Raw genomic sequence first — 14,727 nt, 5'->3', positions numbered from 1 at the left:
GTGGTGGGGTGGGTGGAAACGGGGTCGCTCACGGCGACGATTCTAGGGCCTGCACGACGTCGGGCAGTGTGGGGCGGCAGGTGCGAACCTCGCCGTAGCCGAGGGCCCGGGCCGCTTCGGCAATGCGCGGGTGGGTGGCGATGGCGCGGGCCCGCGCCCATGCGGCCTGCGGCAGCAGGTCGCGCAAATGCCCGACCGCCTCGCTGCTGCTGAACAACCACACCGCCCCATCCGCCACCGCCCGACCGGCTTTGGCGCGTTGGATCACGTCCCAGGTGGGGGGTTGGCGCCGGTAGGCCACGACGGTGCGCACGGTGGCACCGCCGCCACGGCAACGCTCCAGCAGCCAGTCCCGCCCCGCATGCCCGTTGGCCGAAACCCCGCGCACGATCAACAGGCGGTGGCCCGGGTGCACCTGCGGCGCGATCACCGGCCACAGCGCCTCGGAATCCATCTGCGCCGCATCGGCCGGGGGGTGATCGATGGCCGCCGGGGCCACACCCCAGTCCCGTAGGGCACGCACCGTGCCGGCGCCCGGCGCCCAGCAGCGCAGCCCAGGCGCGGGGACGGGGACGGCAGCCTGACGCAGCGCCTCCACCGCGGCGGGGCTGACGAACATCGCAGCGTCCAGATCGGCCCAGCCCGCCACCGCGGCGCGCAAGGCGGACGGATCGGCGGCGGGGACGATGTCGATGAGCGGCAGCGCCAACACGGGCCAGCCCGCCGCACGCAAGCCCTGCACCCACGCGCCGGCTTGATCGGCCGGCCGGGTGACGACGACCAAGGGCCGCGACGCCCGCTCGGCGGACACGGCATCACCCTGCGGCAACGGCACGCGCTCCCTGCGCGATAAGGCTGTGCGCCACGCGCTGCCCAGCCGCCTCCGCCGCGGCCAGGTCGGCCACCTCGGCCTCGACCACCGCGCGCAACAGAGGCAAGACGGCGTCGGACTCGGCCCAGGCGGCTTCGATGCGCAAGCGGGCCGGGTTGCCCGGCCCGGACGGCGCCGGCCCCACCCAGGTGGCGTGCGCCGCCAGCGGGACGGAACAGCTCCCGCCCAACGCGCGGGAGACGGCCCGCTCCGCGGCCACGGCGGCCCAGGTCGGCCAATGCCCCAGGGGCGCGAGGGCTGCCGCAACGTCCGCGCGTTCGGCCCGGATTTCGATACCAAGCGCACCCTGCCCGGCTGCAGGCAGCATCTCGGCCGGCTCGAACACGCGACGGATGCGCGCCTGCAGCCCCAAGCGGCGCAAACCGGCTGCCGCCAGGACAATGGCGTGGTACTGCCCCTCGTCCAGCTTGCGCAGCCGGGTATCCAGATTGCCGCGCAGGGGCTCGATGCGGACGTCGTCGCGGCCCAGACGGGCCAGCGCCTCGCGCAGCAACACGACCCGGCGCAGGCTGGAGGTGCCGATCACCGCCCCGGCCGGCAGGTCCTGCGGGCCGTCGCCATGGGGGGAGACCCAGGCATCGCGCGGGTCCTCCCGCGCCATCACGCAAGCCAGCCGAAAGCCCTCGGGCAGCTCCATCGGCACATCCTTGAGCGAGTGGACTGCCAGATCCGCCCGCCCTTCGTCCATGGCCACTTCCAGCTCTTTGACGAACAGGCCCTTGCCGCCCACCTTGGACAGCGCCCGGTCCAGGATTTGGTCGCCCCGCGTGGTCATGCCCAGCAGACGCACCCGGTGGCCCAGCCCCTGCAGGCAGGAGCGGACGTGTTCGGCCTGCCACAGCGCCAGGCGGCTTTCTCGGGTGGCGATGGTCAGGTCAAGAGAGGGCAAAGAGGCACGGGACGGCGCAGCGGCCGCCTCACGGGTCAGGGATTGGGACATGCTGGGGATGCTAGCACGCCGCCCGTTCGGCCAGCAGGGCCTCGCGCACGGTGGCAAGCTGGCGACGCGAGACCTGCAGACGCTCGCTCACGCCATCCAGCCGCACCACCCAGCCGTCGAACGGCTCGCCCGGGTTGTCGCCGGTGCGTTCGTGCACCCGCTCCAGGGCACGCACCCGCTCGCGCGCGACCAAGGCGTTGCGGTGGATGCGCAGCCAGCGCTCGGGCTGAGCCCGCTCGAACTCGTGCAGCGATCCGTCGTAGATGTAGCTGCGGTCCCGCGTGCGCACGGTGACGTACTTGAGTTCCGCTTTCAGATAGACGACCTCGTCGATCGACACGCGCTCGGTGCGCCCGCGGTCGTGGATGACGAGGCAGGTGCCGCTGCCACCCGCGGGGCCCGATCCGGCCCCCTCCGCCGCCACGTCCTGCCCGGCGGCGCGCCAGCGCAGTGCCTTGTCCAGCGCCTGGCGCAAGCGCTCCAGCCGCACGGGCTTGGTCAGGTAATCGACCGCGTCCAGCTCGAACGCCCGCAGCGCATGCTCGGCGTAGGCGGTAACGAAGACCACCGCAGGCGCCCGCGCACGGCCGCGCAGCAGCTCCGCCAGGCCCAGCCCATCCATGCCGGGCATCTGCACATCCAGCAAGAGCACATCCCACGGCTCGCTGATCACACGCGCATAGGCCGCGCGGGCATCCGCCGCCTCCCCGACCTCGATCGCCCCGCCCAGCCGCCCAAGCAGATCGCGCAGGCGTTCTCGCGCCAAGGCCTCGTCGTCCACCACCAGCACCCGAGTGACCATCGTGCGTACTCCCGCCGGGCCGGGCCGGCGCCCCCGGTAGAATCGTCGTTGCTCCATTTATACCCTTGCGCTCGGCCGTCGTCCATCGGCGCCCCACCCCACCTTTCCCGCCATGTCGCCCAATCAGCTCGAAGCCAAGACCCAGGCCTGGTCGGCCCTGTTTTCCGAACCGATGAGCGAGCTGGTCAAGCGCTACACCGCCAGCGTCTTTTTCGACCGCCGGCTCTGGCAGGCCGACATCCAGGGCAGCCTGGCGCACGCCGAGATGCTGGCGGCACAGGGCATCCTCAGCGCGCAGGACTGGGCCGACATCCAGCGCGGCATGGCGCAGATCCGCGCCGAAATCGAGTCCAGCCAGTTCGAGTGGAAGCTGGACCTGGAAGACGTGCACCTCAACATCGAGGCGCGGCTGACGCAGCTGGTCGGCGACGCCGGCAAGCGGCTGCACACCGGGCGTAGCCGCAACGACCAGGTCGCCACCGACGTGCGCCTGTGGCTGCGCGACGAGATCGACGCCATCGCCGCACTGTTGCGCGAGCTGCAGGCGGCGCTGGTGGAGGTGGCTGCGCGGCACGTGGACGTGATTCTGCCGGGCTTCACGCACCTGCAGGTGGCGCAGCCCGTCAGCTTCGCGCACCACCTGCTGGCGTATGTGGAGATGTTTGCGCGCGACGAGGAGCGGCTGGCCGACGTGCGCCGCCGCACCAACCGCTTGCCGCTGGGCAGCGCGGCGCTGGCCGGCACCACCTACCCGCTGGACCGCGCGCGCGTGGCGCGCACGCTCGGCATGGTCGACGAACACGGCGAGCCGCAGCTGTGCCTCAACAGCCTGGATGCGGTCAGCGACCGCGACTTCGCCATCGAGTTCAGCGCCGCCGCCGCACTGATCATGGTGCACATCAGCCGCCTGAGCGAAGAGCTGATCCTATGGATGAGCCAGAACTTCGGCTTCATCCGCATCGCCGACCGCTTCACCACCGGCAGCTCCATCATGCCGCAGAAGAAAAATCCCGACGTGCCGGAGCTCGCGCGCGGCAAGACCGGCCGCGTCGTCGGCCATCTGATGGGGCTGCTGACGCTGATGAAAGGCCAGCCGCTGGCCTACAATAAGGACAACCAAGAAGATAAGGAACCGCTGTTTGACACGGTGGACACGGTGAAAGACACGCTGCGCATCTTCACCGACATGATCGGCGGCGAGTGTGACCCGGCCAGCGGGCAGCGCTCGGGGGGCCTGAGCGTCAACCGTGAGGCGATGGAGGCCGCTGCGCGGCGCGGCTACGCCACCGCCACCGACCTGGCGGACTACCTGGTCAAGAAGGGCGTGCCGTTTCGCGACGCGCACGAGACGGTGGCCCACGCCGTCAAGGCCGCGACCAGCCATGCCTGCGACCTGTCGGAGCTGCCGCTGGCGGTGCTGCAGGGCTTTCACCCCCTGATCGAGAAGGACGTCTACGACGTGCTGAGCCTGCGCGGCTCGCTGCAGGCCCGCAACACCCTGGGCGGCACCGCGCCGGCCCAGGTGCAAGCGCAGATCGAGCGCCACCGCGCCCGTCTCGCCGCTCTGGCTTGACCCCCCTCCGGCACGACAGCCCGCCCATCGGGCCGGTGCCCGCCGCTCACTCGGCCGGTGCTGTGGGCGGCGGCGCGACGACCACCCGGTTGCGCCCGTGGCGCTTGGCCTCGTACAGTGCGCGGTCCGCGCGCGCGAGCAAGGCCTCCCAATCGGCATCGTGCGGGTGCAGAAGCGCCACACCGACGCTGACCGACACCCGGATGGTGCGCCCGTGCTGTTGCAGCTGCCGCTGCTCGGCCAGTTGGCGCACGCGCTCCGCCGCCGCCTCGGCAGACGCCAGATCGCAGCGCGGCAGCAGCGCCACGAACTCCTCGCCCCCCAGCCGCGCGATCACATCCACCTCGCGCAGGCCGGCCGCCAAATCGCGGCCGAAGCCTGCCAACACGGTATCACCGACCGCATGACCGAAGGTGTCGTTGACGAACTTGAAGTGGTCCAGGTCGAACATCAGCAGCGCTAGCGACTCCCCATAGCGGTGGGCGCGCAACACCTCGGCCTGGGCGGCCTCGGTGAACGCGCGGCGCGTGCCCAGCCCCGTCAGCGGATCGACCCGAGCCTGTCGCTCGGCCTCCTCTTTTTGGCGACGCAGCTCGTCGGTGGCCACCCGCACGCGTTGCTCCAGCCGGGCCTGGTCGAACGCCACGGCGTCGGCCATCGCGTCCACGCCATGCGCCAGCGCATCCAAAATGCCCCGCCGCGCCGGGTCGGTGCGCGCATCCAGTTCACCCCGGCCGATGTGCCCGACGACTTCGCTGATGTGCGCAAGCGGCCGGGTCACGCTGGCGGCGATGCGCTGCGCGAGCACACCCGCCACTGCCAACGCCAGCAGCGCCAGCGCAAGCGCCCAGATCCAGAAGGCCTGACGGTCGCGTTGCAGGCCACTGAGGTCCAAGCGCAACACGACGTGCCCCAAGGGCGGGCCCGAAGCGGCAGACGATGCCTGCCCCCCTGCCCCGGGGTAGAACCAGTCGTCCCCACCCACGATCCGCTGCCGCACAGGCGCGATGACGAGGATGTCGGCCTGCCCGACCGTCACGATGTCGACATCCCCCAGCATGGCCGGCGTGATGCGAACCTGCCCCACCAGCGCCCGCAGACGCTGGTCCTGCCCGTACAGGGCGATGCCGAGCAGTTGGGCATCGCGCGCCCGCGCCCCTTCGACGAGTTGCATGAGCGCCGCGCCGTCGTCGGCGAACAGGGCAAACTCCGACGCCGCCGCGAGTTGCTGCGCGCTGGCCACGGCGCGCTGCTGCCAGGCGGCGGTCACGTCCTGGCGGTGGCGCTCCACCAATCCAACGGTCAGTACCAGCAGCACCAGCAATGCCGGCAGCGCCGCGGCCCACCACAGCCGCCAGCCTATGCGTTGCCGCTGCTGCTGCCAATTCATCCCCGCCCCTCCTGCCGATCGGCTTGGCGCAACGCCGCCTCCAGCGTGGCGGCCGTCGGCAACACCAGCTCCAGCGATCGGGCCACGGGTTCGTTGACCGCGACGGCAAAGTCGCGCGCCAGCGCCAGCGCGGGCAGCGCGCGTCCTTGCAGGGCGGCCCGCGCCGACTCGGCGATCTGCCGCCCCGCTTGCGCCGGCGTGACTGCCAGCGCCAGCACGGCACCGGCCCGCACATGGGCCGGCGCGTAGCTGACCACGGGCACGCGGCGACGCCGCCCTCCCACCCGGACTGCTCCACCGCCGCCACGGCAGCCAGCCCCTCGTGCACCGCGGCGGCGGCTTCCTCGTTGGCGGCTCCTGTATCGGAGGGCACCAACCACACGCGCGGCGACGACGCCACCCCGCGCCCTGCCACCCCCAGCAAGGCCGTGCCCAACAGCAGCCGGCGCCTGCGCCAGCCCTCCCCCGTCGACGCCACCGGCCCGCTCACGCCCCACTCACTGTGACAGGCGCCAGGTCACGAACGCCCGGCGGTCCAGCACCCGCTCCGGGATGAAGGCCGACTGCGCCCCACCCAGGGACTGGACGGTAAAGGCCAGTTCCGACTCGGCATCGCCCAGGCGCCAGGAGCGCGCCAGCCGCACATCGACGCGCCCACGTCCGGGCAGCGAATTCACCCCAGGGCGCCGCCAACTCATGCGGCTTTGCGCCGTGAAGACGACCGAGACATCCCACCCCTGCGGCAGCCGCTGCCACCACCCGGACGTCAGCATGCGCTTGGGCGGCTGGCGCAGATAGTCGGCATCGATCCACTCAGTGTCCGTCCAGACTTGCCCCAACCACACCTGCGTCTCGCGCGAGGGGTTCCAGCGCAACTGGTACTCCAGGGCACGCAGCACGAAGCCCCCCCGATTGACGAAATCCCGCCGTTGGCCGCCCCTCGACACGGTTTCGATATAGTCGCGCAACCGCTCGCGCGCCAGCCGCACGTCCAGGGTGAGCTGTCGCTCGGGCCAGTGCCCCAGATAACCGACCTCCTGCACATCGAGCCGCTCGGGGCCGACCGTTCCGCTGGAGACGAAGGTGGCAATCTCATACGGCGGCGTCGGAAAGCGATAGCGCACATTGGCCGACAGGTCGAACGGCGACGGATCGCGCTCCGCCCGCGTGACCCCCAGGCGCAGGGTGTGGTGCTCGGCCACCCGATGGTTGACCATCAACCGCGGCCAGGCGCTCGGGCCCAGACGGCTGTGGTGGCTGGCATACAGCCCTGCGTTGAGCAGCCAGTCGGGGGTCAGCGACCACTCGGCGGTGCCGAACAAGCGCCAGCGTTGCACGGACACGGCAGCATCGGTGTCGAACAGCGGGCGCGACCGCACGCGATCGTCGGACCAGCCGATGCCACCCACGGTGCGCCAGGTGTCGCTCCACTGGCGCTGGTGCTGCACCTCCAAATCGATGCGGTCTTCGCGACCGCCAAAATCCACCGTCACCGGCCGGATGGGCGCGTAGTCGAAGCGGTCCTGGACATCGATGCGACCCCACGACAGGGACCACTGCAGCGAATCGTGGGCAGACAGTTCCTGCCGCGCCACGCCGTGTGCGTACGTGCTGCGGAAGCGCAGCGTGCGCGGTGCGTCGCCTGGGTTGCCCACATAGCCGACGCCCAGCGCCAAATCCGACACCCCCGCCCGCCACGACCATTCCAGACCGGGGCCGGCGCTACCGTCGGCCCGCCAGTGCAGCTGGGCGATACGGCGGTCGTCGTTGATGCCCCCGATGGGCCGATAGCCCTCGTCGCCCCGCCGGTGCGCGGTCAAGCGGTGAAAGGTGCCCGCGTCCTCCCACGCCAGCCCCGCCGTCACGTCGCGGACGCCGTCGTTGCCAGCGTGACGGCCACGCGGCGCCGCTCCACATCGGCGGCGTGACGCGTGACGATGTTGATGACGCCAAAGAGCGCATTCGCGCCATAGGCTGCGGAGTTGGTCCCGCGCAGAATTTCGATGCGCTCGATGTCATCGAGCGTCACCGTCATCAGCCCGCGCATGGTCCCGCCCAGATAGCCGCTGCTGTAGATGGACCGGCCGTCCACCAACACGAGGTTGCGCTGACCGTATTCGTCCAGCGGCATGTGGTAGGCCGCGGTGACGTTGGCGCCGTTGAAGCCGCCCACCGTGTAGCCCGGTACCAGGCGCAGCAAATCGGTCACGTCGCGGGCGGGTGTGCGGCGGATGGTGTCGCGGTCGATCACCGTCACCGCCCCGGGCACGTCGTCCAGCGGCTGCGCCAGCCGCGTGACCGTCAGGACCTGCGGCAGCGGGGCGTAATAATCGGCCTCGGTGAGCGGGGCATCGGCCTGGGCGGCTGCCGACAGCGCCAGCAAGCCCCCGGCCAGCGCGCTGCGACGGCCAGGGCGCGCACGACACGCCCCGCCGGGACCGGAATCCCCACATTTCCAACGCCCCTGCGATCCGTCATCATGCGCCACGCGCGCCCCTTTGTGCGGACAACCGCTGCCCGCATCGGACCGATGTTACCCTGTCCGGCCGACCGTGGTCAGACCGGCGCGGCCTCGGCGCAACAACCCAGGGACGCCGCCGGGGCGGCGGCAGGCTGCGGCTGCACCAGCTGGCGGTAGTAGGTCGGCAGCGCGAACAGCGCCGGGTGCACCTCAGCGTTGTAGTACTGCAGGTCCGGCAGCGCCGCCACGCGCGCCTGCAGCGTGGTCGCATCCAGCGCGCGCGGCTGCAGCCGGTCGGAGGCGATGGCAAAGCCCCAATAGGCCCCGTAGAGCGGGATGTAGAGCCCGAACGGATGCACCTGATCGAAGACCGCGCGCAGCTCGGCGTTGATGCGGCGCACCTGTTGCGGCTCGAACACCGGCGTGCCGGTGTGCAGCACCACCGCCCCGCCCGGATTCAGGATGCGCTTGAGCGACCGGAAGAACGGCTCCTGGTACAGCGAGCCGGCCGGCGTCTCCGGGTCGGTCAGGTCCAGCAGGATCAGGTCGAAGCGCTCCTCAGTCTCGGCCACGTACGTCAGGCCATCCCCGATGCGCATCTCCAGCCGCGGGTCGTCGAAGGCGCCGCGGTGCACCGCGCGCAGATGCTCCTTGGCGATGGCCACCACCTCGCCGTCCAGCTCGGCCATCACGACGCGCTCGACGCTGCGGTGCTTGAGCACCTCCTCCGCCGCGCCGCCGTCGCCGCCGCCGATGATCAGCACGCGCCGCGGCGCCCCGTGCGCCACCGCGGCCGGATGCACCAGGCATTCGTGGTAGTAGAACTCCTCGCCTTCGGAGGTCATGAAGTGCCCGTCGATGCGCATGGCCAGTCCGAAGCGCGGCGTGCGCATCAGCTCGATCGTCTGGTACGGGCTGCGGCGGCTCAGCACACGCTCGCTGCTGGCGTAGCCGTAGACCGCGTCTGCGGCGTCGTTGAGCGCCTCCAGAATCGTCTCCGCCGGCGGGCGCTGCTCGCTGCCACGCTCCAGGCGGTGGATCTCGCTGCGGCTGGGCTCGAAGGCGGCCACGATCTCGCGCAGCAGCGCCTCGGCCTTGGCGGAGTTGTCGGTGGTGAAGTTGCAGACGTAGACGTCCAGCGTCACCGCGCGGCGCTCCGGCCACGTGTGCACCGCCAGGTGCGACTCGGCCAGCAGCAGCATGCCGGTCACGCCCCCGGGCTGGCCGTTGTACGGCGGAAACGGGTACCACTTCTCATCGACCAGGGTCAACCCCACCCCGATCGTGTGGCGCCGGCACAGCTCGGCCAGCATGGCCGCATCGGTCAACAGACCGTCGGCCCCTCGGCAGTCGTACAGATCAGCCGTCAGATGAAGCCCTTGCATGGCTCGATCCCCCATCCAATCGTGTTGCACCACCAGACCGACTCAGGTCTGGACGAAACCCTCCATTTTACCGCCCCGGACCACCAAAACCCCGCACGGCCGCCCCGCATGCCGCGGCACGGACCACAGCGCACCCCAAACGCCGACCGGCCCGCGAGGGGCCGGTCGATGAGGAAGAGGACGCTTGCGCGATCAACGGAAGCGGGACTGCGGCTTGGTCGCCAGCTCACCCGGCACGGCCGCCAGATAGTTGGCGATCTGCTTCAACTCGGCGTTGCTGAACTGTTGCGTGATGCCGGCCATGATCGGGTTGGCACGACCGATGTGTGGGTTGCCCTGCACGTTGTACGACTTCAGCGCGACGTACAGATAGTCCGCATACTGCCCGGCGACCTTGGGGTAGCTCGGATCGATGGGCTTGCTGAAGTTGGCCCCGTGGCACGACACGCAAGCACCTTTTTCGAGCAGCGCCGCGACGGCCGGCGGTGCCGCCTTGGGCTGCTCGGGCGCGGTCACGCCGGGGTTGTGCCCCGCGTAGAACGCCGCCAGATCGGCGATGTCCTGGTCCGACAGCGAGCCGGCGATGCCGCGCATCGTCGGGTGCTTGCGATCGCCCTTGCGGTACGCCTGCAACGCGCCCGCGATGTATGGCGCCGACTGACCGGAGATTTTGGGGACCTTGTGGATTTCCGGAAAGCTGTTCTGGTAACCCGGGATGCCGTGGCAGCCGATGCACATGGCCGCCTTGGATTCACCGGCTTTGACGTCCCCCGCGGGGGTCTGGGCTTGCGCGCCCAGGGCAGCAACGACGGTCGCGCTTGCGACAACGGATTTCAGCAGAGTGGTCATCGTTTGGTTCATGTTGCAAGCACAATCGGAGGGATGTTTGACAAAAATCAACGCGTGATTATATAGACTCGTTCCACTCTCCTGCCTCCCTGAAAACCATGCGTTTTACCGGCTCTTCCTCCTACGTTGCGACCCCCGACCTGCTGCTGGCAGTCAACGCCGCCATCCGGCTGCAGCGACCGCTGCTGCTCAAGGGCGAGCCCGGCACTGGCAAGACCATGCTGGCCGAGGAGGTGGCGCGGGCGCTGGATATGCCGCTGCTGCAGTGGCACATCAAATCCACCACCAAAGCGCAGCAGGGCCTGTACGAATACGACGCCGTCAGCCGCCTGCGCGACAGCCAGCTCGGCGACGACCGGGTCAAGGACATTCGCAACTACATCGTCAAGGGCGTGCTGTGGGAGGCGTTTGCCGCCGAGCGCCCGGTGGCGCTGCTGATCGACGAAATCGACAAAGCCGACATCGAGTTCCCCAACGACCTGCTGCGCGAGCTCGACCGCATGGAGTTCCATTGCTACGAGACGCGCGAGACCATCCGTGCGCGGCATCGACCGCTGGTGTTCATCACCTCCAACAACGAGAAGGAACTGCCCGACGCCTTCCTGCGCCGCTGTTTCTTCCACTACATCAAGTTCCCGGAGCCGGCCACGATGAAGCAGATCGTCGAAGTGCACTTCCCCGGCCTGAAGGACGAGCTGGTCGGCGCCGCGATGCGGACCTTCTTTGACATTCGGCAACTGCCGGGGCTGAAGAAGAAGCCCTCCACGTCGGAGCTGTTGGACTGGCTCAAGCTGCTGGCCGCCGAAGACATCGCCCCGAGCGCGCTGCAGTCGGGCGACGGCAAGCTGGCGGTGCCCCCGCTGGTCGGCGCCTTGCTCAAGAACGAGCAAGACCTGGTGCTGTTCGAAAAGCTGGTGTTCATGAACCTGCGCAACCGCTGACCCGCCGGCATCGGTGTGCCCACGACCCCACCCCAGCCCCCCCTGGTGCCAGCCCGTCGCCCTGGTCGGCCAACACGCCCGGCTGGAGCCCCTGGCGCCAACGCACTACGACCACCTGGTGGATGCGGTGCAGGACGGCGTGCTGCGCAGCCACCAGATCTGCACCCATCCGAACGCGCCGGGCCGCTTGCGCGACACCTGTGTCTACAGCATCATCGCCAACAAGTGGCCGAGCGTGAAGGCGCACCTGCAGCACCCGCTGGCGCGCCCGCGCTGACCCGACACACCCCACCCCCATGCTGACCGATTTTTTTTATACCCTGCGTGCGGCCCGATTACCCGTGTCGGTCAAGGAGTACCTCACGCTGTTGGAAGCCCTGCAGGCCGGCGTGGTCGGCCCGCTCAACCCCCAAGCCTGCTCGATCGACGACTTTTACTACCTGGCCCGCACCACCCTGGTCAAGGACGAAAAGCACTACGACAAATTCGACCGCGCCTTCGCCGCGTACTTCCACGGGGTGGAGCAGATCGCCGACTTCACCCAAGACATCCCCGCCGACTGGCTGCGCCAGACCCTGGAGCGGCTGCTGTCTGAGGAACAAAAGGCCAACGCTCCACGGCTGGAGTGGGACCAGTTGATGGAGGAGTTGCGCAAGCGCCTGGAAGAGCAAAAAGAGCGCCACGCCGGCGGCAGCAAGTGGATTGGCACCGGCGGCACCAGCCCCTTTGGCCACGGCGGCCACAACCCGCAGGGCATCCGCATCGGCGGCAAGGGGGGTGGGCGCAGCGCCGTCAAGGTGTGGGAGCAGCGCAGCTACCGCGACTACGACGACACGCAAGAGCTGGGCACGCGCAACATCAAAATGGCGCTGCGGCGGCTGCGGCGCTTTGCGCGCGAGGGCTCGGACCTGGAGCTGGACCTGCCCGACACCATCCGCGCCACCGCAGCCAACGCGGGCTATCTGGACATCAAAATGGTGCCCGAGCGGCACAACCATGTGAAAGTGCTGCTGCTGATGGACGTGGGCGGCACCATGGACGAGCACATCCAGCGGGTGGAGGAGCTGTTTTCGGCCGTGCGGGCCGAGTTCAAGCGTCTGGAATTCTATTACTTCCACAACTGCGTGTACGACTATGTGTGGAAGAACAACCGCCGCCGTTTCGCCGAGAAGCACCCCACCTGGGACGTGATCCGCCGCTACAACAAGGACTACAAGCTCATCTTCGTGGGCGACGCCACCATGAGCCCCTACGAAATCCTGCAGCCCGGTGGCAGCGTCGAATACAACAACGAGGAGGCCGGCGCGGAGTGGCTGCAGCGCCTGACGCACGCCTTCCCGCGCTTTGCCTGGATCAATCCCGAGCCGCAGGGCGTCTGGCAGTACCGACAAAGCATCTCGATCATCCAGCAGCTGATGGGCGGGCGCATGTTCCCGCTCACGCTCAAGGGGCTGGAGGAGGCGATGCGCCTGCTGTCCAAATGACCGCGCTGCAAGACAGCGCTGAAAGACGGCGCGGCCAGCGTCAGGCCATGCAACCGCGCGATGGGGGCGATCTGGGCATCTTCGGTGCTGATGGGGCGCTCGGCGCGGGTGCGCCGCGCAACGATGGCAGCGTGGGGCGCCGCCGCCCATGGTAGTCAAGGCCCAAGCACGTGAAGGTCTTGGTGTAGACTGGCGCGTTTTGTGGGGCCGCAACGCCACACCGGGAACCCGCCGTAGTTCAATGGATAGAACGGCCGCCTCCTAAGCGGCAAATCCAGGTTCGATTCCTGGCGGGGGGGCCAATGGCTTCCAGCGCCCTGTGGGCTCACCCCATCAGCACGCAGCCGCCTTTCCGCGGCGCAGCGCGCGGCTGAGCAGCACGACGGGGATCAAGCCCACCGCCACCAGCGCAAGTGCAGGCAAGGCGGCTTCGCCCAAGCGCTCGTCGCGGGCGAGCTGGTGCGCCACCACCGCCAGCGTGTCGCTGTTGAAGGGCCGCAGAACCAGTGTCGCGGGCAGTTCCTTCATCACATCGACGAACACCAGCAGCAGCGCGGCCAGCGTGGAGCGCCGCAACAGCGGCCAGTGCACGCGCCACCACAGGGCGGCGCCCGCCACCCCGAGGGTGGCGGCCGCATCGTCCCAACTGGCGGGAATGCGGCTGTAGCCGCTCTGCACCGACTGCAGCGCCACCGCCGTGAAGCGCACCAGATACGCCCAGACGATGCCCAGCACCGTGGCCGTCACCCAGTAGGACACCGAGCTGTCGGGCCAACGGGCCTGCGCCCAGCCCACGGGCAGCAGCAGGCCGACCACGACCACGGCCCCTGGCACCGCATACCCGAGGCCCACCACACGCACCGCTGACCGGTTGAGCGCGCTGGGCGCTCGCCGCACCGCATGGGCCAGGGCCAGGGCTGCCCCCGCCGCGAGCAAGGCACTGCCACCCGCCAGCAGCAGGCTGTTGCGCGCCCACCCGCCAAAGGCGTGCCAGGGCAGCTCATGCCAACCCTGCACCAAGGGGCGCAGCATGAAGGCCACCGGCAGCACGAAACCAAACACGACGGGCAGTCCGCACACCGTCCAGGCCAGCAGCACCTGCCGGCCCGCCAGCCGCGCCAGCTGTGCATCGGCCCCCCAGCGCTGGGCGCGCGGGGCGGAAAAACGCAACCGCCGTTGCGCACGCCGCTCTGCCCAGAGCAGCACGGCCACGGTGCCCAACAACATCAGGGCGAGCTGCGCCGCGGCGGTGCGGTCATCCATCACCAACCACGCCTTGTAGATGCCGGCGGTGAAGGTCTGCACGCCGAAGTAGCTGACCACCCCGTAGTCGGCGAGCGTCTCCATCAGCGCCAGGGCGATGCCGGCCGCGATGGCTGGGCGCGCCAGGGGCAGCGCCACCTCGCGCACACGCCGGCCGAGCGGTGCGCCCAGCAGCCGCGCCGCTTCCAGCAGTTGGGGCGCGCGCTCCGCCAGTGCCGTGCGCGCCAACAAATAGACGTAGGGGTACAGGGTGAAGGTGAACACCCAGGCCGCGCCCCAGGGGTTGCGAATCTCGGGGAACAACCGACCCTGCCAGCCGAACGCCTCGCGCAACGTGGTCTGCAGCGGCCCGGAAAACTGCAGAAAGTCCGTGTAGGCGTAGGCCACGACATACGCCGGCATGGCCAGCGGCAGCAGCAGCAGCCATTCGGCCGTGCGCCGTCCGGGAAAGTCGAACAGCGTCACGGCCACCGCCGTCACCGAGCCGACCAGCCCCACCGCCACCGCCACGCCCAGGCACAGCCAGATGCTGGTCCACACGTAACCGGGCAGCACCGTGGCCGCCATCTCGCGTAGGACACTGGCGGACGCGGCATCCCACGCCAGCGCCGCCACGACCAGGGCGATAACCGGCAAGGACAGCGCGGCGGCAAAGAGCGGCAGCCCCGCCCGGGCCAGCGTCCGGCCCACGGGCCAGCAGTGCCCCCCCCACCGGGGCGGAGCCACCGCGGGATGCGGTGCAGGGGG

13 protein-coding genes, 1 tRNA gene and 1 pseudogene are annotated in these 14,727 nt (G+C 69.8%); 5 read left to right on the top strand and 10 right to left on the bottom strand.

From position 1 onward, the window contains the following. Positions 1–28 precede the first annotated feature (28 nt). The 3 genes from V7026_RS08725 to V7026_RS08715 are packed head-to-tail and all read right to left on the bottom strand — an operon-like array spanning position 29 to position 2,634. Complete coding sequence (locus V7026_RS08725; RefSeq protein WP_334154999.1) at positions 29–811, bottom strand: uroporphyrinogen-III synthase; 783 nt, start codon at positions 809–811, stop codon at positions 29–31. A 4-nt stretch (positions 812–815) separates the two neighbouring features. Further along, positions 816–1,832 carry a hydroxymethylbilane synthase gene (gene hemC, locus V7026_RS08720; protein ID WP_334154998.1) on the bottom strand — a complete coding sequence of 339 codons (1,017 nt, stop codon included), beginning with the start codon at positions 1,830–1,832 and terminating at the stop codon, positions 816–818. Positions 1,833–1,842: 10 nt separating this feature from the next. Next, positions 1,843–2,634 carry a LytR/AlgR family response regulator transcription factor gene (locus V7026_RS08715; RefSeq protein WP_334154997.1) on the bottom strand — a complete coding sequence of 264 codons (792 nt, stop codon included), beginning with the start codon at positions 2,632–2,634 and terminating at the stop codon, positions 1,843–1,845. Positions 2,635–2,746: 112 nt separating this feature from the next. Here V7026_RS08715 and argH point away from each other — a divergent pair, with 112 nt between their 5' ends. After that, the gene (gene argH, locus V7026_RS08710; RefSeq protein ID WP_334154996.1) at positions 2,747–4,207 is read left to right on the top strand and encodes an argininosuccinate lyase; all 1,461 of its coding nucleotides are present in this window, start codon (positions 2,747–2,749) and stop codon (positions 4,205–4,207) included. A gap of 46 nt (positions 4,208–4,253) precedes the next feature. Here argH and V7026_RS08705 read toward each other — a convergent pair whose 3' ends face one another. The 6 genes from V7026_RS08705 to V7026_RS08680 form a co-directional block, all read right to left on the bottom strand. Continuing rightward, on the bottom strand, positions 4,254–5,597 hold the full coding sequence (locus V7026_RS08705; protein WP_334154995.1) for a GGDEF domain-containing protein: 1,344 nt from the start codon (positions 5,595–5,597) through the stop codon (positions 4,254–4,256). Beyond that, complete coding sequence (locus V7026_RS08700; protein ID WP_334154993.1) at positions 5,594–5,881, bottom strand: hypothetical protein; 288 nt, start codon at positions 5,879–5,881, stop codon at positions 5,594–5,596. Before V7026_RS08700 ends, V7026_RS08705 begins: the two co-directional genes overlap by 4 nt. Before the next feature lie 213 nt (positions 5,882–6,094). After that, entirely contained in the window at positions 6,095–7,462 is a 1,368-nt protein-coding gene (locus tag V7026_RS08695; RefSeq protein WP_334154992.1) for a TonB-dependent receptor plug domain-containing protein, read from the bottom strand. Further along, the gene (locus V7026_RS08690) at positions 7,459–7,980 is read right to left on the bottom strand and encodes a TonB-dependent receptor plug domain-containing protein (RefSeq protein WP_334154991.1); all 522 of its coding nucleotides are present in this window, start codon (positions 7,978–7,980) and stop codon (positions 7,459–7,461) included. Before V7026_RS08690 ends, V7026_RS08695 begins: the two co-directional genes overlap by 4 nt. A gap of 173 nt (positions 7,981–8,153) precedes the next feature. After that, a complete protein-coding gene (gene speE, locus V7026_RS08685; RefSeq protein ID WP_334154990.1) occupies positions 8,154–9,443 on the bottom strand; it encodes a polyamine aminopropyltransferase in 1,290 nt (429 codons plus the stop codon). A gap of 192 nt (positions 9,444–9,635) precedes the next feature. Next, complete coding sequence (locus V7026_RS08680; RefSeq protein ID WP_334154989.1) at positions 9,636–10,304, bottom strand: c-type cytochrome; 669 nt, start codon at positions 10,302–10,304, stop codon at positions 9,636–9,638. A gap of 86 nt (positions 10,305–10,390) precedes the next feature. Here V7026_RS08680 and V7026_RS08675 point away from each other — a divergent pair, with 86 nt between their 5' ends. The 4 genes and pseudogenes from V7026_RS08675 to V7026_RS08660 all read left to right on the top strand — a co-directional run bounded on the left by V7026_RS08675 (position 10,391) and on the right by V7026_RS08660 (position 13,019). Further along, positions 10,391–11,233 carry an AAA family ATPase gene (locus V7026_RS08675; protein ID WP_334154988.1) on the top strand — a complete coding sequence of 281 codons (843 nt, stop codon included), beginning with the start codon at positions 10,391–10,393 and terminating at the stop codon, positions 11,231–11,233. A 124-nt stretch (positions 11,234–11,357) separates the two neighbouring features. Then, positions 11,358–11,510 (top strand): annotated as a pseudogene (locus tag V7026_RS08670) (GNAT family N-acetyltransferase); the annotation flags it as partial. Positions 11,511–11,529: 19 nt separating this feature from the next. Further along, positions 11,530–12,717, top strand: coding sequence for a vWA domain-containing protein (locus V7026_RS08665; protein WP_334154987.1), 1,188 nt, complete (start codon positions 11,530–11,532; stop codon positions 12,715–12,717). 227 nt (positions 12,718–12,944) lie between these two features. Further along, a tRNA-Arg gene (locus V7026_RS08660) sits at positions 12,945–13,019 on the top strand. Positions 13,020–13,050: 31 nt separating this feature from the next. On the opposite strand, the gene V7026_RS08655 is transcribed toward V7026_RS08660, so the two are convergent. Next, entirely contained in the window at positions 13,051–14,670 is a 1,620-nt protein-coding gene (locus V7026_RS08655; protein WP_334155000.1) for an ABC transporter permease, read from the bottom strand. Positions 14,671–14,727: the final 57 nt, after the last annotated feature.

Source organism: Tepidimonas sp., assembly GCF_036825565.1.
Lineage (GTDB): Bacteria > Pseudomonadota > Gammaproteobacteria > Burkholderiales > Burkholderiaceae_C > Tepidimonas.
The sequence above is the reverse complement of the archived record's forward strand: the minus strand, read 5'-3'. Positions and strand labels throughout refer to the sequence as shown.